The following is a 20,182-nucleotide window of genomic DNA, read 5'->3' on the forward strand; positions in this document are numbered from 1 at the left end:
GGGTGAGTTCGGCGTGTATCTCGTGTCGGACGGCACCAACAAGCCGTATCGCTGCAAGGTCCGCGCTCCTGGGTTCGCTCACTTGCAGGGGATGGATTTCATGTGCCGAGGCCACATGCTGGCTGACGTCGCAGGAATCCTGGGTTCCATCGACATCGTGTTCGGTGAGGTGGATCGGTGAGATCTTTAGCCACAATCGCTAAGATCGGCGGTGTGGCAGTCACAGCGATGATGTCCCTTTTTATGAGTGGCGCTATTGCTTGGGCAATCACCTACTTCCTGATCGATGGTTCCGAACCAGAAAATCCCGGAACCGATCTGGGAGCGGGTATAGCCTTTCTAGGGCTGAGCCTCTTTTTAGCTCCGATTGGAGTGATTGGAGGTGGAGCATTAGGTGTAAGGTTTTTGTTTAAGAGCAAGGAGAACGGCGGGCAGGATACAATGCACGCTAACCTTGCTAGTACGAGGTAAAGATGGCCGTTCGTAAGCTCGCGCCTGAAGAAATGCAGCCCAAGAGCTTCGTGTTCTCCCCCGAGACCGAGGCTTTCGCTGACCAGCAGATCGCCAAGTACCCGCCCGACCGCCAGGCCTCGGCGGTGATCGCGCTGTTGTGGAAGGCGCAGGAGCAGGCCGGTGGCTGGCTGCCTCGCAAGGCTATAGAGGCCGTGGCCGCCCGCCTGCAGATGCCCGACATCCGCGTGATGGAAGTGGCGACCTTCTACACGATGTTCAACCTCGAGCCGGTTGGAAAGCATTTCATCCAGTTCTGCGGCACCACGCCCTGCGTGCTGCGCGGCGCGGGCGACATCAAGAAGGTGCTCGAGAAGCGCATCGGCGAGCAGAACCACGTGACTGCCGACGGCAAGTTCTCGTGGCTCGAGGTCGAGTGCCTGGGCGCATGCTCCAATGCGCCGATGGTGCAGATCAACGACGATTACTACGAAGACCTGACCACCGAGAATTTCGAGAAGCTTCTCGACGATCTCGCTGCAGGCCGCCCGGTGAAGGCCGGCTCGCAGATCGGCCGCAACCGCTCCGAGCCTTTCGAGGCCGTGAACACCCTTCTGGACCCTTCGCTTTACGACGGCTCGGTGGTCGGTGCGTGGCGCAAGCGCTTCGAGGAGCAGGCAAAGCCCGCCGAAACCGGCGAGGCTCAGGCCGCAACTGCATCCGTTCCGCAGGAAGTCAAAGCGGCAAAGCCGACCGCTGGCCGCGCCATCGAGAGCGATGCCGCCGACACGCCGGCCAAGCGCGCCAAGGAAGGCGAGGCTCCGATCAAGCCGGTCGATCAGAAGGAAGCCAGCGATCCTTCCCGCGCGACCAAGGTCGAGCCTCGGACGGAAGATGCTTCAAAACCTGCTCCGCAGAGCAACAAATCGTATGTGACGACGCCGGGTGAGGGCGCTACTCCGGCAAGCCCCACGACACCTGAAGCCGGGACGCCTCCGTCCCAGGCCGAGACGCGTCGTGACGGCAGCGAGAGCAAGCCGGGCGTTGTTGTCGACAAAGACAACAAGACGTCCTGAGGGGAGTGATTGGGAATGCTTCAGGACAAAGATCGTATCTTCACCAACCTCTACGGCTTCCATTCGCCGGGGCTCGAAGCCTCGAAGATGCGCGGCGCTTGGGACGGAACCAAGTTCCTGCTCGAGAAGGGCCGGGACTGGATCGTCGATGAGATGAAGGCATCCGGCCTGCGCGGCCGTGGCGGCGCGGGCTTCCCGACGGGCCTGAAATGGTCGTTCATGCCCAAACAGTCGGATGGCCGTCCGCATTACCTCGTCGTCAATGCCGACGAGTCGGAGCCGGGCACCTGTAAGGACCGTGAGATCATGCGGAACGATCCGCATCTCCTGGTCGAGGGCTGCCTCATCGCCTCCTTCGCCATGGGCGCGCACGCGGCCTACATCTACATTCGCGGCGAGTACATCGCCGAGCGTCACGCGCTCCAGCGCGCGGTGGACGAGGCCTATGAGGCCGGTCTCATCGGCAAGAACAACATCCACGGCTATCCCTTCGATCTCTATGTCCACCATGGTGCAGGCGCTTACATCTGCGGCGAGGAGACGGCTCTCATTGAGAGCATGGAAGGCAAGAAGGGCATGCCGCGCCTGAAGCCGCCGTTCCCGGCGAATATGGGCCTCTACGGCTGCCCGACGACGGTGAACAACGTGGAATCGATTGCGGTCGCGGGCACCATCCTGCGCCGCGGCGCCTCCTGGTTCTCCAGCATCGGTCGCCCCAACAATGTGGGCACCAAACTGTTCTGCGTGTCGGGCCACGTGAATAAGCCCTGCAACGTGGAAGAGGCCATGGGCCTGACCTTCCGCGAGTTGATCGACCGCCATTGCGGCGGTATCCGCGGCGGCTGGGACAACCTGCTCGCTGTCATTCCAGGCGGTTCGTCGGTGCCTTGCGTGCCCGCTGATCAGATCATCGACGCGCCGATGGATTTCGACACCCTGCGCAACCTGCGCTCGGGTCTTGGCACCGCCGCCGTGATCGTCATGGACAAGTCCACCGACATCGTGCGCGCCATCGCCCGCATCTCGTATTTCTACAAGCACGAGAGCTGCGGCCAGTGCACACCGTGCCGTGAAGGCACGGGCTGGATGTGGCGCGTGCTGAACCGCATGGCCGAGGGCCGCGCCCAGAAGCGCGAAATCGACATGCTGCTCGAAGTCTCGACCCAGATCGAAGGCCACACCATCTGCGCGCTCGGCGACGCGGCGGCATGGCCGGTCCAGGGTCTGATCCGCCACTTCCGTCACGAGATCGAGAAGCGGATCGACGACTACGCGGCGAACCCGCATTCAGAATCCGTCATGATCGCGGCGGAGTGAGAGTAGAGATGGCAAAGATCATCGTTGATGGCGTCGAGGTTGACGTCCCCGCCGAATACACGCTGCTCCAGGCCGCCGAGGTGGCGGGCGCGGAAGTTCCGCGCTTCTGCTTCCATGAACGGCTCTCGATCGCCGGCAATTGCCGCATGTGCCTTGTCGAGGTGAAAGGCGCGCCGAAGCCGGTGGCCTCCTGTGCCTGGGGCGTTCGCGATTGCCGTCCGGGCCCCAATGGCGAGCCGCCGGAAATCTCGACCAAGTCGCCGACGGTCAAGAAGGCGCGCGAGGGTGTGATGGAGTTTCTCCTGATCAACCACCCGCTCGATTGCCCGATCTGCGACCAGGGTGGCCAGTGCGACCTGCAGGATCAGGCCATGGCCTACGGCGTCGATACCAGCCGCTACCATGAGAACAAGCGCGCGGTGACCGACAAGTATCTCGGCCCGTTGGTGCGCACCTCCATGAACCGCTGCATCCACTGCACCCGCTGCGTGCGCTTCACCGCCGAGGTGGCGGGCGTGCCGGACATGGGCGCCCTGTGGCGCGGCGAGGATATGGAGATCACGAGCTATCTCGAGCGGGCGCTCGGCTCCGAGCTGCAGGCCAACGTGGCGGATCTCTGCCCGGTCGGCGCACTCACCCACAAGCCCGAGTCCTTCCACTTCCGTCCGTGGGAGCTCACCAAGACCGATTCTGTCGACGTGATGGATGCGGTCGGCTCCGCGATCCGCGTCGATTCCCGTGGCCGCGAGGTCATGCGCATTCTGCCGCGCGTGAATGAGGCGGTGAACGAGGAGTGGATCTCCGACAAGACCCGCCACGTGGTGGACGGCTTGCGCCTCCAGCGCCTCGACCGCCCCTTCGTGCGCGAGAACGGCCGCCTGCGTCCGGCCTCCTGGCAGGAGGCTTTCGCCACCATCGCCGCCAGGGTGAAGGGCGTTGCCCATAACCGCATCGGCGCCATCGTCGGCGACCTCGCTGCTGTCGAAGAGATGTTTGCCCTGAAGCTCCTCATGCAGAGCCTCGGTGTCACGAACATCGACGCCCGTCAGGACGGCACGGCGCTGTCCTCGGCTTACGGCCGCGGCTCCTATCTCTTCAACTCCACCATTGCCGGCATCGAGGATGCGGACGCGATCCTGATCGTGGGTTCCAACCCGCGCATTGAGGCATCGCTCGTCAATGTGCGCATCCGCAAGCGCTGGCGCGTGGCTCCGCCGCCGATCGCGCTGATCGGCGAGAATGCGGACCTGACCTATCCCTATGAATATCTCGGTGCAGGTCCCGATACCCTGGCTGAGTTGGTCGCCGGTCGCCACAGCTTCATCGAGAAGCTAAAAGGTGCCGAGCGTCCGCTGATCATCGTGGGGCAGGGCGCTCTCTCGCGTCCGGACGGTCTTGCGATCCTCTCCGCCGTTGCGCAACTCGCTCGCGACGTGAACGCGGTGACGGATAACTGGAACGGCCTCTCGGTCCTGCACACCGCCGCCTCCCGCGTCGGCGCGCTCGATCTCGGCCTCGTGCCGGGCGAGGGCGGCCTGACGGCTCAGCAGATGGCGCAGGGTGGCGTCGAGGTGCTGTTCAACCTCGGTGCCGACGAGATCGACATCGCCCCCGGCGCTTTCGTGATCTACCAGGGCACCCACGGCGACCGTGGCGCTCACCGCGCCGACGTGATCCTGCCGGGCGCGACCTACACGGAAAAGTCCGGCACCTATGTGAACACGGAAGGCCGTGTGCAGATCGCCAACCGCGCCGCCTTCGCTCCGGGCGAGGCGCGTGAGGATTGGGCGATCCTGCGTGCCCTGTCGGACGTGCTGGGCCACCGCCTGCCGTTCGACTCGCTCAACGGCCTGCGCGCGAAGCTCTATGCGAGCCATTCGCATTTCGCCGCCATCGACACGGTCCAGCCTGCCGATACCGGCTCTGCCGTCCAGGCGCTCGCCGGTATCGGCGGCACGCCGGGCCGTGAAGCTTTCGTGAGTCCGGTGGAGGACTTCTATCTGACGAACTCCATCGCCCGCGCTTCCGGCGTCATGGCCGAGTGCTCCGCGCTCGCCCGCGACCTGAAGCTCGAAGCGGCTGAGTAAGGGAGGAGAGATCCATGGAATTGGGAGATATCCTCCTCGCAGTCGCGATCATGCTGGGCAAGAGCCTGCTCCTGCTCGTCGCGTTGCTCGTCTTCATCGCCTATGCGCTCTATGCCGACCGTAAGGTCTGGGCGGCGGTTCAGCTGCGTCGCGGCCCGAACGTGGTCGGCCCCTGGGGCTTGCTGCAATCCTTCGCGGATCTGCTCAAATTCGTGCTGAAGGAGCCGATCATCCCGGCTCCTGCCAACAAGGGCATGTTCCTGCTGGCACCCCTGGTGTTCTGCACCACCTCGCTCGCCGCCTGGGCGGTGATCCCGCTCGATGCGGGCTGGGCGATGGCCGACATCAATGTGGGCATTCTGTATATCTTCGCGATCTCGTCGCTCGGCGTCTACGGCGTCATCATGGGCGGCTGGGCCTCGAACTCGAAGTACCCGTTCCTCGGCGCTCTCCGCTCGGCGGCGCAGATGGTGTCCTACGAGGTCTCCATCGGCTTCGTCATCGTGACCGTGCTCATGTGCGCCGGTACGCTGAACCTGTCGGGCATCGTGGAATCGCAGAACTCCAGCCTCGGCATCCTGGGCTGGTACTGGTTGCCGCTCTTCCCGATGTTCGTGGTGTTCTTCATCTCGGCCATGGCCGAGACGAACCGCCCGCCCTTCGACCTTCCGGAAGCGGAATCGGAGCTGGTGGCCGGCTACATGGTGGAATATTCCTCCACCCCGTACCTGCTGTTCATGCTCGGTGAATACGTGGCCATCATGACCATGTGCGCGCTCGGCACCATCCTGTTCCTCGGCGGCTGGCTGTCCCCGATCCCGTTCGCGCCCTTCACCTGGGTGCCCGGCGTAATCTGGTTCGTGCTGAAGGCGAGCTTCCTCTTCTTCCTCATCGCCATGATGAAGGCCCTCGTGCCTCGCTATCGCTACGATCAGCTCATGCGCCTGGGCTGGAAGGTTTTTCTTCCGCTGTCGCTTGCCATGGTGATCATCGTGGCAGGCGTGCTGATGGTGACCGGCAATGCGCCGGGCATGCGCTAAGGAGATCGATATGAAGATCGGTCAATTCTTCAACGCCCTTCTGCTCAGGGAATTCGTGGTGGGCTTCGCGCTGACCATGAAATATTTCTTCAAGCCGAAGGCGACGCTGAACTACCCCTTCGAGATGGGCCATCGCGGGCCTCGCTTCCGTGGCGAGCATGCGCTGCGCCGCTACCCCAACGGGGAAGAGCGCTGCATCGCCTGCAAGCTCTGCGAGGCCATCTGCCCGGCCCAGGCCATCACTATCGAGGCCGGCCCGCGCCGCAATGACGGCACCCGCCGCACGACGCGCTACGACATCGACATGGTGAAGTGCATCTATTGCGGCATGTGCCAGGAGGCCTGCCCGGTGGACGCCATCGTGGAAGGTCCGAACCTGGAATTCTCCGTGGAGACCCGCGAGGAGCTCTATTACGACAAGGCCAAGCTTCTCGATAACGGGGAGCGCTGGGAGCGTGAGATCGCGCGTAACCTCGCGAAGACCGCACCCTACCGGTAAAAAACCGGAACCTGCCCAGTGAAGGGCAGGGGGCAAACATGCCCGGCGGGTTGTCCCCGTCGGGTCGGGATTTTATAGACAGACTACCGGATTCGCCGGGGTCACGTCGGAAGGGGCCGCCTTTGGCGGCTTGAGTTTGAGCATGACGGTAACCGCCGCCTTCTTTTATCTGTTCGCGACGATCACGATCGCTTCGGGCTTCATGGTCATCGCCTCGCGCAATCCTGTGCAGTCGGTACTGTTCCTGATCCTCGCCTTCGTCAACGCGGCTGGGCTGTTCCTGATGATGGGAGCGGAGTTCCTGGCGATGATCCTGATCATCGTCTATGTGGGTGCGGTCGCAGTGCTGTTCCTCTTCGTCGTCATGATGCTCGACGTGGACTTCGCGGCCCTCCGCCAGGGCTTCCTGCAGTACCTGCCCGTCGGCGGCCTGATCGGCATCGTGCTCCTGATCGAGCTGATCTTCGTGGTGAGCGCTTATGTGGTCGATCCCGGCCTCGTCCGCTCGCCTGCGGTTCCGATTCCGGCTCCCGACGTCATGACCAACACCGAAGCGTTGGGCCAAGTGCTCTACACCCGCTATTTCTACTTCTTCCAGGCCGCTGGCCTGATCCTGCTGGTGGCCATGATCGGCGCCATCGTGCTGACCCTGCGCGAGCGGGTTGGCGTGAAGCGCCAGGACATCTCGAAGCAGAACGCCCGCACGCAGGAAACCGCCGTCGAGGTGCGGAAGGTTCCCTTCCGCCAGGGCATCTAAGGAGACACGTGATGGTTATCGGACTGGGCCATTATCTCACCGTCGCCGCCGTGCTCTTCACGCTCGGCGTGTTCGGCATCTTCGTGAACCGGAAGAACGTGATCGTCATCCTGATGTCGATCGAGCTCATCCTGCTCGCCGTGAACATCAACATGGTGGCCTTCTCCACCCAMCTGAACGATATCGTCGGCCAGGTCTTCGCCCTGCTGATCCTCACGGTCGCGGCGGCGGAGGCGGCCATCGGCCTCGCTATTCTGGTGGTCTTCTTCCGCAACCGCGGCTCCATCGCGGTTGAAGACGTGAACATGATGAGGGGCTAAGCCCTAAAGGCGAAGTAAACGAAAATGTATCACGCAATCGTCTTCCTGCCGCTCGTCGGCTTCCTCATCGCAGGCCTCTTCGGACGCCTGATCGGACATCGTCCGAGTGAGATCATCACCACGGCGCTGCTCTTCGTGTGCGCGGTCCTGTCCTGGGTGTCCTTCATCAGCGTCGGCTTCGGCGAGGAGCCGATGCACCGGATCCAGGTGGCCCAGTGGATGTCCGTCGGCGACCTTCAGGTCGACTGGGCGTTCCGCATCGACACGCTCACCGCCATGATGCTGGTGGTGGTCAACACCGTGTCAGCGCTCGTGCATCTCTATTCCATCGGCTACATGCACGAGGATCCGCACCGCTCGCGCTTCTTCGCCTACCTGTCGCTTTTCACCTTCGCCATGCTCATGCTGGTGACGGCTGACAACCTCGTCCAGATGTTCTTTGGCTGGGAAGGCGTGGGTCTGGCGAGCTATCTGCTCATCGGCTTCTGGTACAAGAAGGACTCGGCCAACGCTGCTGCCATGAAGGCCTTCATCGTCAACCGCGTCGGCGATTTCGGCTTCCTGCTCGGCATTTTCACCCTGTTCGTGCTGTTCAACGGCGTGACCTTCGAGTCGATCTTCCCGCGCGTGGCTGAGTTCGAGAACGCCAAGTTCATGTTCCTCGGCATCGAGTGGCACGCCCTGACGATCGCCTCGTTGCTGCTCTTCATGGGCGCCATGGGCAAGTCGGCGCAGTTCCTGCTCCACACCTGGCTGCCGGACGCCATGGAAGGCCCGACTCCGGTCTCCGCGCTCATCCACGCCGCCACCATGGTGACGGCCGGCGTGTTCATGGTCGCGCGGATGTCGCCGGTCTTCGAATATGCGCCTGCGGCTCTGACCTTCGTCACCGTCATCGGCGGCATCACGGCCTTCTTCGCCGCGACCGTGGGTCTGGTGCAGAACGACATCAAGCGCGTGATCGCGTATTCGACCTGCTCGCAGCTCGGCTACATGTTCGTGGGTCTTGGCGTAGGCGCCTATGGCGCCGGCGTGTTCCACCTCTTCACGCACGCTTTCTTCAAGGCCCTATTGTTCCTGGGCGCCGGCTCCGTGATCCATGCCATGCATCACGAGCAGGACATGCGCTATATGGGGCACCTGCGCCGCTACATCCCGCTCACCACGGCGATGATGGCGATCGGCACCCTGGCGCTGACCGGCTTCCCGTTCACGGCAGGCTACTACTCCAAGGATGCGATCATCGAGGCGGCTTATGCGTCGCATAGCCCGGCCGGCAACTTCGCCTTCCTGGCGACCGTTGCCGCAGCCCTCATGACCTCGTTCTATTCCTGGCGTCTGTTCTTCATGACGTTTGAGGGCAACGCCCGCTGGTCGCACGCCGACCATCACGCTCACGGCCATCACGAGGGCGTGGAGCACGACGAACACGACCACGATGTGGAGCCCGCAACTCATGCGGACCACGAGCACGGCCACCACGGCCATGGGGCGCATACGCCTCATGAGAGCCCGCTGGTGATGCTGGTGCCGCTGATCGTGCTCGCCATCGGCGCGGTCGTTGCCGGCATCCTGTTCCACGGCGCCTTCATCGGCGAGGGCTACCAGGAATTCTGGAAGGGTGCGCTCTATACCCGCCCGGACAATCACATCCTGGAAGAGATGCATCACCTCCCGGGCTGGGTGCCGCTGCTACCGACCGTGATGATGATCCTCGGTTTCGTGCTGGCGGTGTACATGTACATCGTCGATACCAAGCAGCCGGTGCGGCTCGCGGCGGATCACCCGATCCTATACCGCTTCCTGCTCAACAAGTGGTATTTCGACGAGCTCTACGACGCGATCTTCGTCCGTCCCGCCATGGCCATCGGCCGCTTCTTCTGGCGCACGGGCGACCAGAAGATCATCGATGGTCTCGGGCCTGACGGCATCTCGGCCCGCGTCCTCGATGTGACGCGCGGCGCGGTTCGCATGCAGACCGGCTACGTCTACCACTACGCCTTCGCGATGCTGATCGGTGTTGCGGCTCTCGTGACCTTCTATCTCTTCAGGGGAGCCCATTAATGTTCGGCTTCGGCATCCTCTCCGGCCTGCTCATCCTGCCGCTCGTCGGCGCGGCCTTCATCCTGACGCTGCGCAACGACAGCGAGGCGGCGCGCTCCAACGCCCGCTGGGCAGCGCTCGCCACCACGCTCGCCACCTTCGTCCTCTCGCTGGTGGCCTGGAGCCGCTTCGATACGGCCACCGCCGCCTTCCAGCTGGTGGAAGTCCATCCCTGGCTCGCGGAGAACATCCGGTTCAAGCTCGGCGTCGACGGCTTCTCCATGCCGCTGATCCTGCTCACCACATTCCTGATGCCCTTCTGCATCCTGGCCTCGTGGGACTCCATCGAGTTCCGTGTGAAGGAATATTTCGTCGCCTTCCTCGTTCTCGAAACCACGATGATTGGCGTGTTCTGCGCGCTCGACCTCGTGCTGTTCTACCTGTTCTTCGAGGCGGGCCTCATTCCGATGTTCCTCATCATCGGCATCTGGGGCGGCAAGCGGCGCATCTACGCCAGCTTCAAATTCTTCCTCTACACACTGCTCGGCTCGGTGCTGATGCTGCTCGCCATCATGGCCATGTACTGGCAGGCGGGCACCACGGATATCCCGACGCTCCTCGCCTTCAAGTTCCCGTACAATCTGCAGCTCTGGCTGTGGCTCGCTTTCTTCGCCTCGTTCGCGGTGAAGATGCCCATGTGGCCGGTCCATACCTGGCTGCCGGATGCGCACGTGGAAGCGCCGACGGCGGGCTCGGTCATCCTGGCCGGCGTGCTCCTGAAGATGGGTGGCTACGGCTTCATCCGAGTCTCGCTTCCGATGTTCCCGGATGCGTCGCTCTATTTCGCGCCGTTCGTCTTCGCCCTGTCGGTGATCGCGATCATCTACACGTCGCTGGTCGCCCTCATGCAGGAGGACATGAAGAAGCTCATCGCCTACTCGTCGGTAGCGCATATGGGCTTCGTGACCATGGGCCTGTTCAGCATGAACGAGCAGGGCATCCAGGGCGCGATGTTCACCATGATCTCCCACGGCCTCGTCTCCGGCGCGCTCTTCCTTTGCGTCGGCGTGATCTACGACCGGATGCATACCCGTGAGATCAAGGCCTATGGCGGCCTCGTGAACCGCATGCCCATGTATGCGGTGGTGTTCATGATCCTCACCATGGCCAACGTGGCGCTTCCTGGCACCTCGGGCTTCATCGGCGAGTTCCTGACCCTCATGGGCGCGTTCCGCTCCAACACCTGGGTGGCGTTCTTCGCGACCTCGGGCGTGATCCTGTCGGCGGCCTATGCGCTCTGGCTCTATCGTCGCGTGGTGTACGGAGAGCTCGACAAGCCGGCTCTCCAGAACATCACCGATCTGAACCGCCGCGAGATCATCACCTTCGTGCCGCTCGTTCTCCTCGTAATCTATTATGGCGTGCAGCCCGGACCGATCCTCGACGCTTTCGCCGTGCCGACGGATGCGCTTATGCAGAACGTCCAGGCCGCGCTTGCAACCGTGAAAACGGCGGCCGTTGCCGCTCACTGAGGTCATGATGAACCCCGTCTTCACCATTCCCGCTTTCGGACCCGCGCTGCCGGAGATCATCCTGGCCGCCGGCGCCCTTGTCCTCATCCTGTTCGGCGCGATCCGTGGCGAGCGCTCCGGTGAGACGATGAATTTCATTGCTCTCGCGCTTCTCGCCGTCGCTTTCGTGGCGGTGCTGATGCTGCCGTCCGAGCGTGTCGAGACCATGAGCGGCTCCTTCGTGATCGATGGCTTCGCCAAGTTCATGAAGTCGCTGATCCTGCTCGGCTCCGCCGGCGGCGTGATCCTTTCCATGGATTACATGCGTCGCGAGGGCATCCTCCGGTTCGAGTACCCGATCCTCATCGTGCTCTCGACCATCGGCATGATGATGGTCACCTCCGCCAACGATCTCATCGCCCTCTATCTCGGCCTCGAGCTGCTCTCCCTGTCGTCCTACGTGATTGCTGCCTTCGACCGCGACAACGTTCGCTCCACGGAAGCGGGCCTGAAGTACTTCGTACTCGGCGCTCTCTCCTCCGGCATGCTGCTCTACGGCGCGTCGCTGGTCTACGGGTTCACGGGCAGCGTGTCCTTCCCGGTCATCGCGGGCGTGCTGCAGGGCCAGGTAGGGATCGGCGCCATCGTCGGCCTCGTGTTCGTGGCCGCCGGTATCGCCTTCAAGATCTCCGCCGTGCCGTTCCATATGTGGACGCCCGACGTCTATGAAGGCTCGCCGACTCCGGTGACGGCCTTCTTCGCCGCCGCTCCCAAGATGGCCGGCATGGCCATGGCGACCCGCGTGTTCATGGATGCGTTCCCGAACATCGTCGGCCAGTGGCAGCAGATCATCGTCTTCATCTCGATCGCATCCATGGCGCTCGGCTCCTTCGCCGCCATCGGCCAGCGCAACATCAAGCGCCTGATGGCCTATTCCTCTATCGGTAACGTGGGATATGCGCTGATCGGCCTTGCCGCCGGCACGGTCGAGGGCATTCAGGGCGTGGTTGTCTACATGGCGATCTATCTCGCCATGACGCTTGGCTCCTTCGCCGTCATCCTCGGCCTTCGCCGCGGGAAGGTGATGTACGAGAATGTCGAGGACCTGTCGGGCCTTGCCCGCACGCATCCGGTTCTCGCCTTCTGCCTGGCGATGATGATGTTCTCGCTCGCGGGCATCCCGCCGCTCGCCGGGTTCTTCGCCAAGTTCCAGGTGTTCACTGCAGCCATCGAGGCGAACCTCGTGGCACTCGCCGTCATCGGCGTGGTCACCAGCGTGGTGGGTGCATATTATTACCTGCGCATCGTAAAGGTGATGTACTTCGATGAGGCAGGCGCTGCCTACGACGCCATGCCTGTCGGCGTGAAGCTGGTGCTCGCGGTCAGCAGCATCTTCGTGGTCCTGTTTGGCATCGTTCCGGCGCCGCTCGTATCGGCAGCGGGTGCGGCAGCGCGCTCGCTGTTCTGACCGTGCAGTTGTCGTCCGACGCCGAGTCCGCAGGCTATCGCCTCGTCTCCCTCGAGGCGACGGACTCGACGAACGACGACTGCCTGCAGGCCGCCCGTGCGGGTGATCCGGGCCAGCTCTGGATCACGGCCGCCGAGCAGCGGGCGGGCAGGGGACGGCATGGCCGCCAATGGTCGTCGCCGCAAGGCAACCTCTATGCGAGCCTTCTGCTGATCGACCCTTGCGAGGTGCAGTTCGCACCTCAGCTCGGTTTCGTGGCGGGGCTCGCGCTCCATGAGGCGGTGGAGGCGGTCATCGGGCTCGGCGCGCCGCGCCTGTCGCTCAAATGGCCGAACGATCTTCTTCTCGACGGTGCCAAGCTTTCCGGTCTGCTGCTTGAAGGCCACCGGCTCGATGCCGAGAGGCTCGCCATCATCATCGGCTTTGGCGTCAACGTCGCCTTCGCGCCGACGGGTACGCCCTATCCGGCCGCAGCCTTGCAATCGATAAGGCCAGGACTGACGCGGGAAGATATGCTCAGCGCCTTGTCTTCCAGCTTTGCTCGCACATTTTCAGCCTGGCGCAACGCGGCACGCCTCAATCCGTCCGATCCGTTCGGAGCCATTCGGCGGCTCTGGCTGGAGCGGGCCGCCGGGATCGGGCAGGAGGTGACGCTACGCCTGCCGTCCGGCGAGAAGAAAGGCATCTTCGAGGGATTGGATCGCTTCGGACGCCTGCAATTGAAGAGTGCTTCGGACACGGAACTCATCGATGCGGGCGATCTTTATTTTCCCAATTTTCGACACGATATAGCCAAGCCATAGGGCTGGCATGACAAGGTCTTGATCAAGTATGACTTCCTCCTCCCAGGACGAACTGGTTTTCCTGCCCCTCGGCGGGCTCGGCGAAATCGGCATGAACGCCGCGCTCTATGGCTTCGGACCGGAAAAAGACCGGAAATGGATCCTTGTCGATTGCGGCATGGGCTTCGGCGGCGAGGAGCAGTTGCCCGGCATCGATCTCGTCTATCCCGACATGCGATTCATCGAGGAAAAGCGGAACAACCTCCTCGGCATCTTCATCACGCACGCGCATGAGGATCACATCGGCGCGCTAGTGGAGATGTGGCCGCGCCTGGAAGCGCCGGTCTACGCGACCAAGTTCGCCATCGGCCTCCTGGAAACCCGCCGCCTCTCCGAGGCGAATGCACCGAAGATCGATCTCAATGAGATCGCGCCCGGCCAGCGCCTGAAGCTCGGCCCCTTCGACATCGAATATGTGCCGGTCGCCCACTCGATTCCGGAATCGAACGCGCTCGCCATCCGCACCCCGCAGGGCCTCGTGGCTCATACGGGCGACTGGAAGCTCGATCCCACGCCCTATCTCGGCAGCCTGACCTCTGAGGAAACCTTCCGCGCTTTGGGCGAGGAGGGCATTCTCGCGCTCGTCTGCGACTCCACCAATGTCGTTCGCGAAGGCGTGAGCCCGAGCGAGGCCGATGTGGCGAAGAACCTTGCGCAGATCATCAAGGATGCGCCGCATCGCATCGCCGTCACCACGTTCGCCTCCAACGTTGCCCGCATCCGCTCGGTGGCGGAAGCGGCGCGCGAGTGCGGACGCGAGGTCGTCGTCGTCGGTCGCGCCATGGATCGCGTGGTCGAAGTGGCGAAGGAATGCGGCTTCCTCGATGGTCTTCCGGAATTCCGCTCCGCCGAGAATTACGGCTACCTGCCGCGCGACAAGGTCGTCGCCATCCTCACCGGATCGCAGGGCGAGCCGCGTGCGGCGCTGGCGCGCATCGCATCCGACGAGCATCCCGACATTACGCTCACCGCAGGTGATCAGGTGGTGTTCTCGTCCCGCGCGATCCCCGGCAATGAGAAGGCTGTCGGCTCCATCATCAACAACCTGATCGAGCAGGGCATCGAGGTCATCACCGACCGCACGGAGTTGGTGCACGTGTCCGGCCACCCGCGTCGGGGTGAACTCGCTCAGATGTACGAGTGGACGAAGCCGCGCATCGCAATCCCCGCCCATGGCGAGCCGCTGCACCTTGCCGAGCACGCCAAGTTCGCGCGCCAGCAGGGCGTGCCGGAAGTGGTGCATGCCAAGAACGGCACGCTGGTGCGTCTGGCCCCGGGCAAGGCCGAGATCATCGACACCATTCCGGCGGGCCGCCTCTACAAGGACGGCAACATCGTCATTCCGGCGGGCGAGCGGGCTCTGCCCGAGCGCCGCAAGCTTGCCTTCGCGGGCATCGTCACGGTCGCCATCGCCATCGACAAGCGAGGCGAGATCGCCGGCGATCCGGTGGTGGATGTCATGGGCTTGCCGGAGAAGAACCGGAAGGGGCGGGATCTTACCGATATCGTCGCCGACACCGTGGCGGATCTGCTCGACGGGTTGTCCAGCGCCAAGCGCCGCGACCCCGATGCCGTCGAGAATGCGGTCCACCGGGCCGTTCGCGCTGCGGTCAATCAGGAATGGGGCAAGAAGCCCGCCTGTCATGTGCTCGTGATCGAGGTATAAGCGGACGAGGTTTCGCCGGAGAGGATTTACGATGCTCGGTCGCTTGAACCATGTTGCCATTGCCGTCCGCGATATCGCGGCGGCATCCAACCTCTATCGCGGCACTCTCGGCGCCGAGGTGTCCGAGCCGGAGGCACTGGAGGAGCATGGCGTGACGGTGGTGTTCATCACGCTTCCCAACACCAAGATCGAGCTGCTGGAGCCCCTCGGCGCGGATTCGCCTATCGCCAAGTTCCTCGAGAAGAATCCCGACGGCGGCATGCACCACATCTGCTACGAGGTGGACGACATCCTCGCGGCGCGGGACCGGCTTGTGAATTCCGGGGCCAGAGTGCTGGGGAACGGCGAGCCGAAGATCGGCGCCCATGGCAAGCCTGTGCTTTTCCTGCACCCGAAGGACTTCAACGGCGCCCTCGTCGAACTTGAACAAGCCTGAGGACAAGCTGTTGATCAACCTTGTAAAACGATTGTCCGCCTCGCTCTGGTCAACGCTCGCCGTCGTTGCCGTGGTGTCGGCTATCGCCGTCGCCATCTCGGTGCAGGTCTTCGGCCTCCGGGTAAGCGGTGGGTTGGCGCTCTACTTCGTGATCTGGTGGATCCTGCTCTTCGCGATCCTACCCTTCGGCGTCCGCAGCCAAGTAGAGAGCGGAGACGTCGTGGCCGGCAGCGAACCCGGCGCGCCGGTAGCCCCCGCGCTTCAGGAAAAGGCGATCTGGACCACGCTCGTCTCGTCCGTGGTCCTCATTCTCGTCGCGGCCGTGTTCCCGCTCGCGGGGCTTTAAGGGTCAGGCTGCCTTCGCCAGATGTCCCGGCTCGGAGCCGGTCGTGAAGGAAAAGCCTTCATCGGCCCAGCCGGTCATTCCGCCGATCATGACCTTCACCTTGCGGCCGAGGCCTGACAGGCGCAAAGCCGCCTTGTCCGTCCCGTTGCAATGGGGACCGGCGCAATAGACGACGAAGAGCGTGTCGTCGGGCCATTCTTGCATCTTGCGCGCGGTCATCTTGCCGTGCGGCAGATTGAGAGCGCCCGGAACATGCGAGCGCGCGTAGAGCGCGGGTCCGCGCACGTCGATCAATACGAAATCCTGCGCGCCATGGCTCAGCACGTCATGCACATCCCAGCAATCCGTCTCGAACGCCAAGCGGCGGGCATAATGGGCGTGGACTTCCTGCGGGTCGGCTGCGGGAATTTGCGTCACAGCATTCGTCATCGGTCGTCTCCTTCGTGATCGTGCAAGGAAGCTACCGATGCTCGCGCCTTCTCGACACTGGCACGATTGCCATTTAGCGTTCAGATCATGCCAAACGCGTACCAGCATTCCGGCCCCCTCGTTGCAGTGCTTGCCTATGACGGGCTGTGCACCTTCGAGTTCGGCGTCGCCTATGAAGTCTTCGGTTTGCCCCGCCCGGAGATCGCCGACGGCTGGTATCACTATTCCGTCTGCGGAATCGAGGAAGGGCCGATGCAAGCCGCTGGTGGCCTGACGGTCGTGCCTGATTCCGGTCTGGAGGTACTGGAAGAGGCTGATCTCATCATCGTGCCCGGCTGGCGATCACCCGGCGGGGAGGTGCCAGTCGATCTCGTGGAAGCCCTAAGACGCGCCCATGGGCGAGGGGCGAGGCTGGCGTCGCTCTGCTCGGGCGTCTTCGTGCTTGCGGCGACGGGCCTGCTCGACGGGCGGCAGGCCACAACCCATTGGCGCTACGCGGATAAGCTGCGGGCATGTCATCCGGCCATCACCGTCACACCGGATGTCCTCTATGTGGATGAAGGCTCGCTCCTGACTGCTGCCGGGAGCGCGGCTGGGATCGATCTCTGCCTCCACATCGTGCGCCAGGATTACGGACCCGACATCGCCAACAGCGTGGCGCGACGCCTTGTGGTGCCGCCGCATCGGGATGGCGGGCAGGCTCAGTTCATCGAGCGGCCAGTGCCGCGCCAGCACGAGGGCGCACGCCTGAGCGCCGTGATCGATTGGATGAGAACCAATCTCGCCGAGACTCTGACCATCGACCGCTTGGCCGAGCAGGCAGGGATGAGCTCCAGGACCTTTCAGCGCCGTTTTGAGGAAACGACCGGGGCTCCGCCGGGTGAATGGATCGTGCAGGAAAGACTCTCTTGCGCTCGGGAACTGCTGGAGCATCCCGAGGAGATGGCGCTGGAACAAGTGGCAGAACTCAGCGGCTTCGGGTCGCCTGAGGCCCTGCGTTATCATTTCAGGCTCCGCCTGAGAACGACCCCTAGTGCCTATCGGGCCCGGTTCGGCAGGTAAGACTTACCATGAGGAGAGGGGATCCTGACCAAAGGTCAGCATGGTGCCCAAAAAGAAAAAGCAAGGCTTTCGCCTTGCTAAACTGCCTTTGGCATTTATTAATCCCTGGCTTTTTGGCGCCGTCACCTCTGGGGCGACTGGGGATCGTGTTCCTCCCGAAACTCGGACCGCTGTCTCTACCTTGGAAGGTTTGAGACGTTAGCGATTTGCTTATAGTGGCCTTGCCCGATGCTGTCACCTTATTTGGGCACGCCCTGATGCATTTTATGGCACTTTATGTATTGATCTTTGGTCTAATCCATCTCGTCGCAGGCCGGTTAAGACGATGGCGGCTTGTCTTTTTCCCATGGCCTGTGTTGTGTGCTGGAAACGAGTCGTAAACCCGCTGACCCATTCTGACCGATACTGAAGGCGTCCTATGCGTTTGAGCCGCTACTTCCTCCCCATTCTCCGTGAGACGCCCAAAGAGGCGGAGATTGTCTCCCACCGCCTGATGCTGCGCGCMGGCATGATCCGMCAGGARKCSGCKGGCATCTATGCCTGGCTGCCGCTGGGCCTGAAGGTGCTCAACAAGATCAACGCCATCGTCCGCGAGGAGCAGAACCGCGCCGGCGCCGTCGAGCTGCTGATGCCGACCATTCAGTCGGCGGACCTGTGGCGCGAATCCGGCCGTTACGATGCCTACGGCAAGGAAATGCTGCGCATCCAGGATCGGCACGAGCGCGAGATGCTATTCGGCCCGACCAATGAGGAAATGATCACGGAGATCTTCCGGGGCTATGTGCGCTCCTACAAGGATCTGCCGCTGAACCTTTATCACATCCAGTGGAAGTTCCGCGACGAGGTGCGTCCGCGCTTCGGCGTCATGCGCTCGCGCGAGTTCCTGATGAAGGACGCCTATTCCTTCGATCTCGATCAGGCCGGCGCGGTCCATTCCTACAACAAGATGTTCGTGGCTTATCTGCGCACCTTCGCCCGCATGGGCCTGAAGGCGATCCCGATGCGTGCCGATACCGGCCCCATCGGCGGCAATTTGAGCCACGAGTTCATCATTCTCGCCTCGACCGGCGAGAGCGAAGTGTTCAGTCACGCGGATTATCTAGACTATGAAATCCCGTCTGAGGATACGAATTTCGACGACATTCCGGGGCTTCAGGGCATCGTCGATAAATGGACCGCGCTCTATGCCGCGACTTCGGAGATGCACGATCAGGCAGCCTTCGACGCCATTCCCGCCGATAAGAAGATGTCGGCGCGCGGCATCGAGGTCGGCCACATCTTCTATTTCGGCACCAARTATTCCGAACCCATGGGTGCGAMGGTCATGGGGCCGGACGGGCAGGAGAGGCCGGTCCATGGCGGTTCCTATGGTATCGGCCCGAGCCGTCTCATCGCCGCCATCATCGAGGCGAGCCATGACGAGAACGGTATCATCTGGCCGGAGGGCGTGGCACCTTTCGACGTGACAATCCTCAACCTCAAGGTCGGCGATTCCGGCACGGATGCAGCAAGCGAGCAACTCTATCGCGAACCTCGGAGCACATAAATAAGCTGTCATGAGCAAGACGGCACCGACAGGAACGAAACCATTCTCCCTCTTCGAGTGGATGCTCGCCGGGCGTTACCTGCGCACGCGCCGGCGCGAGGGCTTCGTGTCGGTGATCGCCGGCTTCTCGTTTCTCGGCATCATGCTCGGCGTCGCGACGCTGATCGTGGTGCTCTCGGTCATGAACGGTTTCCGCAAGGAACTGCTCGACAAGATCGTGGGCATCAACGGTCACATCTTCGTGGCGCCCATCGAGAGCCCGCTGACGGATTATCCTGAAGTGTCTGCCCGCATCGCCGCGGTGCCGGGTGTGAAGCGTGCCATTCCGCTTGTGGAAGGGCAGGCCTTCGGCTCATCGCAATATAACGGCAGCGGCGTGCTCGTGCGCGGCATCCGCACCGAGGACCTGCGGCAGATCGAGCATATCGCGGGCAATATTCGCCAGGGCACGCTCGACAATTTCAACGAAGGCGAGGGCGTCGCCATCGGCCGCAGGCTCGCGGAATCCCTGTCGATCCAAGCGGGCGACACGCTTACCCTCATCACGCCGCGAGGCGCTGCGACACCCTTCGGCACCGCGCCTCGTGTGAAGGGCTATCCCGTGAAGGCGGTGTTCGAAATCGGCATGTCCGAGTTCGATTCAACCTTCGTGTTCATGCCGCTCACGGAAGCGCAGAATTACTTCAACCGCCAGAACGACGTGCAGCTGATCGAGGTTTATCTCAACGACGCCGACCGGGTTGATCAGGCGCGGGCTGCCATCGACGAGGCGGCAGGCCGTCCGATCATGATGACCGACTGGCGCCAGCGCAACCGCACTTTCTTCGGCGCGCTGGAGGTCGAACGCAACGTGATGTTTCTCATCCTCACGCTGATCGTGCTTGTGGCGGCGCTCAACATCATCTCCGGACTCATCATGCTGGTGAAGGACAAGTCGGAGGATATCGCGATCCTGCGCACCATGGGCGCGACACGCGGTTCGATCATGCGCATCTTCCTGATCACGGGCGCGTCCATCGGCATCGTCGGTACCATCGCGGGCTTCGGTCTTGGGCTCCTGCTCGCCATGAATGTCGAAGCTATCCGCGACTTCATTTCGACACTGACGAGCACCAATCTTTTCCCGGCGGAGCTCTACTTCCTCAGTCGTCTGCCCGCCGAGGTCGATCCGACCGAGGTGGCGACCATTCTCATCATGGCGATGGTGCTGTCGCTGCTGGCGACTCTCTATCCCTCCTGGCGGGCTGCGAAGCTCGATCCCGTCGAAGCGTTGCGTTACGGTTGATC

The 20,182-nt window shown here is 62.8% G+C and carries 18 protein-coding genes and 1 pseudogene; 18 read left to right on the forward strand and 1 reads right to left on the reverse strand.

Annotated features, from left to right (window positions below; genetic code table 11):
• The 15 genes from ACXJKO_RS20915 to ACXJKO_RS20985 form a co-directional block, all read left to right on the forward strand.
• A partial coding sequence (locus ACXJKO_RS20915) for an NADH-quinone oxidoreductase subunit D-related protein (protein ID WP_457093008.1) occupies positions 1–181 on the forward strand: 181 nt, incomplete at its 5' end.
• Between the two features lie 292 nt (positions 182–473).
• On the forward strand, positions 474–1,526 hold the full coding sequence (gene nuoE, locus ACXJKO_RS20920; RefSeq protein ID WP_457093009.1) for an NADH-quinone oxidoreductase subunit NuoE: 1,053 nt from the start codon (positions 474–476) through the stop codon (positions 1,524–1,526).
• Positions 1,527–1,541: 15 nt separating this feature from the next.
• Positions 1,542–2,843 carry an NADH-quinone oxidoreductase subunit NuoF gene (gene nuoF / locus ACXJKO_RS20925; RefSeq protein WP_457093010.1) on the forward strand — a complete coding sequence of 434 codons (1,302 nt, stop codon included), beginning with the start codon at positions 1,542–1,544 and terminating at the stop codon, positions 2,841–2,843.
• A gap of 8 nt (positions 2,844–2,851) precedes the next feature.
• The gene (gene nuoG, locus ACXJKO_RS20930) at positions 2,852–4,930 is read left to right on the forward strand and encodes an NADH-quinone oxidoreductase subunit NuoG (protein WP_457093011.1); all 2,079 of its coding nucleotides are present in this window, start codon (positions 2,852–2,854) and stop codon (positions 4,928–4,930) included.
• Between the two features lie 14 nt (positions 4,931–4,944).
• Complete coding sequence (gene nuoH / locus ACXJKO_RS20935) at positions 4,945–5,970, forward strand: NADH-quinone oxidoreductase subunit NuoH (protein WP_457093012.1); 1,026 nt, start codon at positions 4,945–4,947, stop codon at positions 5,968–5,970.
• 10 nt (positions 5,971–5,980) lie between these two features.
• Positions 5,981–6,469 carry an NADH-quinone oxidoreductase subunit NuoI gene (gene nuoI / locus ACXJKO_RS20940; RefSeq protein WP_457093013.1) on the forward strand — a complete coding sequence of 163 codons (489 nt, stop codon included), beginning with the start codon at positions 5,981–5,983 and terminating at the stop codon, positions 6,467–6,469.
• 142 nt (positions 6,470–6,611) lie between these two features.
• A complete protein-coding gene (locus tag ACXJKO_RS20945; RefSeq protein WP_457093014.1) occupies positions 6,612–7,226 on the forward strand; it encodes an NADH-quinone oxidoreductase subunit J in 615 nt (204 codons plus the stop codon).
• Between the two features lie 11 nt (positions 7,227–7,237).
• Entirely contained in the window at positions 7,238–7,546 is a 309-nt protein-coding gene (gene nuoK, locus ACXJKO_RS20950) for an NADH-quinone oxidoreductase subunit NuoK (RefSeq protein WP_457093015.1), read from the forward strand.
• Between the two features lie 24 nt (positions 7,547–7,570).
• Positions 7,571–9,610 (forward strand): NADH-quinone oxidoreductase subunit L, encoded by a 2,040-nt coding sequence (nuoL, locus tag ACXJKO_RS20955; RefSeq protein ID WP_457093016.1) that lies wholly within the window; start codon positions 7,571–7,573, stop codon positions 9,608–9,610.
• Positions 9,610–11,121, forward strand: coding sequence for an NADH-quinone oxidoreductase subunit M (locus ACXJKO_RS20960; RefSeq protein WP_457093017.1), 1,512 nt, complete (start codon positions 9,610–9,612; stop codon positions 11,119–11,121). Before nuoL ends, ACXJKO_RS20960 begins: the two co-directional genes overlap by 1 nt.
• A gap of 7 nt (positions 11,122–11,128) precedes the next feature.
• Positions 11,129–12,568, forward strand: a complete 1,440-nt coding sequence (gene nuoN / locus ACXJKO_RS20965) for an NADH-quinone oxidoreductase subunit NuoN (RefSeq protein ID WP_457093018.1) — start codon at positions 11,129–11,131, stop codon at positions 12,566–12,568.
• Between the two features lie 8 nt (positions 12,569–12,576).
• Positions 12,577–13,371 carry a biotin--[acetyl-CoA-carboxylase] ligase gene (locus ACXJKO_RS20970; RefSeq protein WP_457093019.1) on the forward strand — a complete coding sequence of 265 codons (795 nt, stop codon included), beginning with the start codon at positions 12,577–12,579 and terminating at the stop codon, positions 13,369–13,371.
• Positions 13,372–13,399: 28 nt separating this feature from the next.
• Positions 13,400–15,076: a ribonuclease J gene (locus tag ACXJKO_RS20975; RefSeq protein ID WP_457093020.1), complete on the forward strand. Its 1,677-nt coding sequence runs from the start codon at positions 13,400–13,402 to the stop codon at positions 15,074–15,076.
• A gap of 31 nt (positions 15,077–15,107) precedes the next feature.
• Positions 15,108–15,512 carry a methylmalonyl-CoA epimerase gene (gene mce / locus ACXJKO_RS20980; protein WP_457093021.1) on the forward strand — a complete coding sequence of 135 codons (405 nt, stop codon included), beginning with the start codon at positions 15,108–15,110 and terminating at the stop codon, positions 15,510–15,512.
• A 10-nt stretch (positions 15,513–15,522) separates the two neighbouring features.
• Positions 15,523–15,858 (forward strand): DUF1467 family protein, encoded by a 336-nt coding sequence (locus ACXJKO_RS20985; RefSeq protein ID WP_457093022.1) that lies wholly within the window; start codon positions 15,523–15,525, stop codon positions 15,856–15,858.
• 3 nt (positions 15,859–15,861) lie between these two features.
• On the opposite strand, the gene ACXJKO_RS20990 is transcribed toward ACXJKO_RS20985, so the two are convergent.
• The gene (locus ACXJKO_RS20990) at positions 15,862–16,287 is read right to left on the reverse strand and encodes a rhodanese-like domain-containing protein (RefSeq protein WP_457093023.1); all 426 of its coding nucleotides are present in this window, start codon (positions 16,285–16,287) and stop codon (positions 15,862–15,864) included.
• A gap of 87 nt (positions 16,288–16,374) precedes the next feature.
• Between ACXJKO_RS20990 and ftrA the strand changes: the two genes are divergently transcribed.
• The 3 genes and pseudogenes from ftrA to ACXJKO_RS21005 all read left to right on the forward strand — a co-directional run bounded on the left by ftrA (position 16,375) and on the right by ACXJKO_RS21005 (position 20,180).
• Positions 16,375–17,349, forward strand: a complete 975-nt coding sequence (gene ftrA, locus ACXJKO_RS20995; protein ID WP_457093024.1) for a transcriptional regulator FtrA — start codon at positions 16,375–16,377, stop codon at positions 17,347–17,349.
• Positions 17,350–17,767: 418 nt separating this feature from the next.
• Positions 17,768–18,880: pseudogene (gene proS / locus ACXJKO_RS21000) on the forward strand (proline--tRNA ligase); the annotation flags it as partial.
• A 25-nt stretch (positions 18,881–18,905) separates the two neighbouring features.
• Entirely contained in the window at positions 18,906–20,180 is a 1,275-nt protein-coding gene (locus ACXJKO_RS21005; RefSeq protein WP_457093025.1) for a lipoprotein-releasing ABC transporter permease subunit, read from the forward strand.
• The last annotated feature ends 2 nt before the right edge of the window (positions 20,181–20,182 follow it).

This window comes from Microvirga sp. P5_D2 (assembly GCF_054049475.1).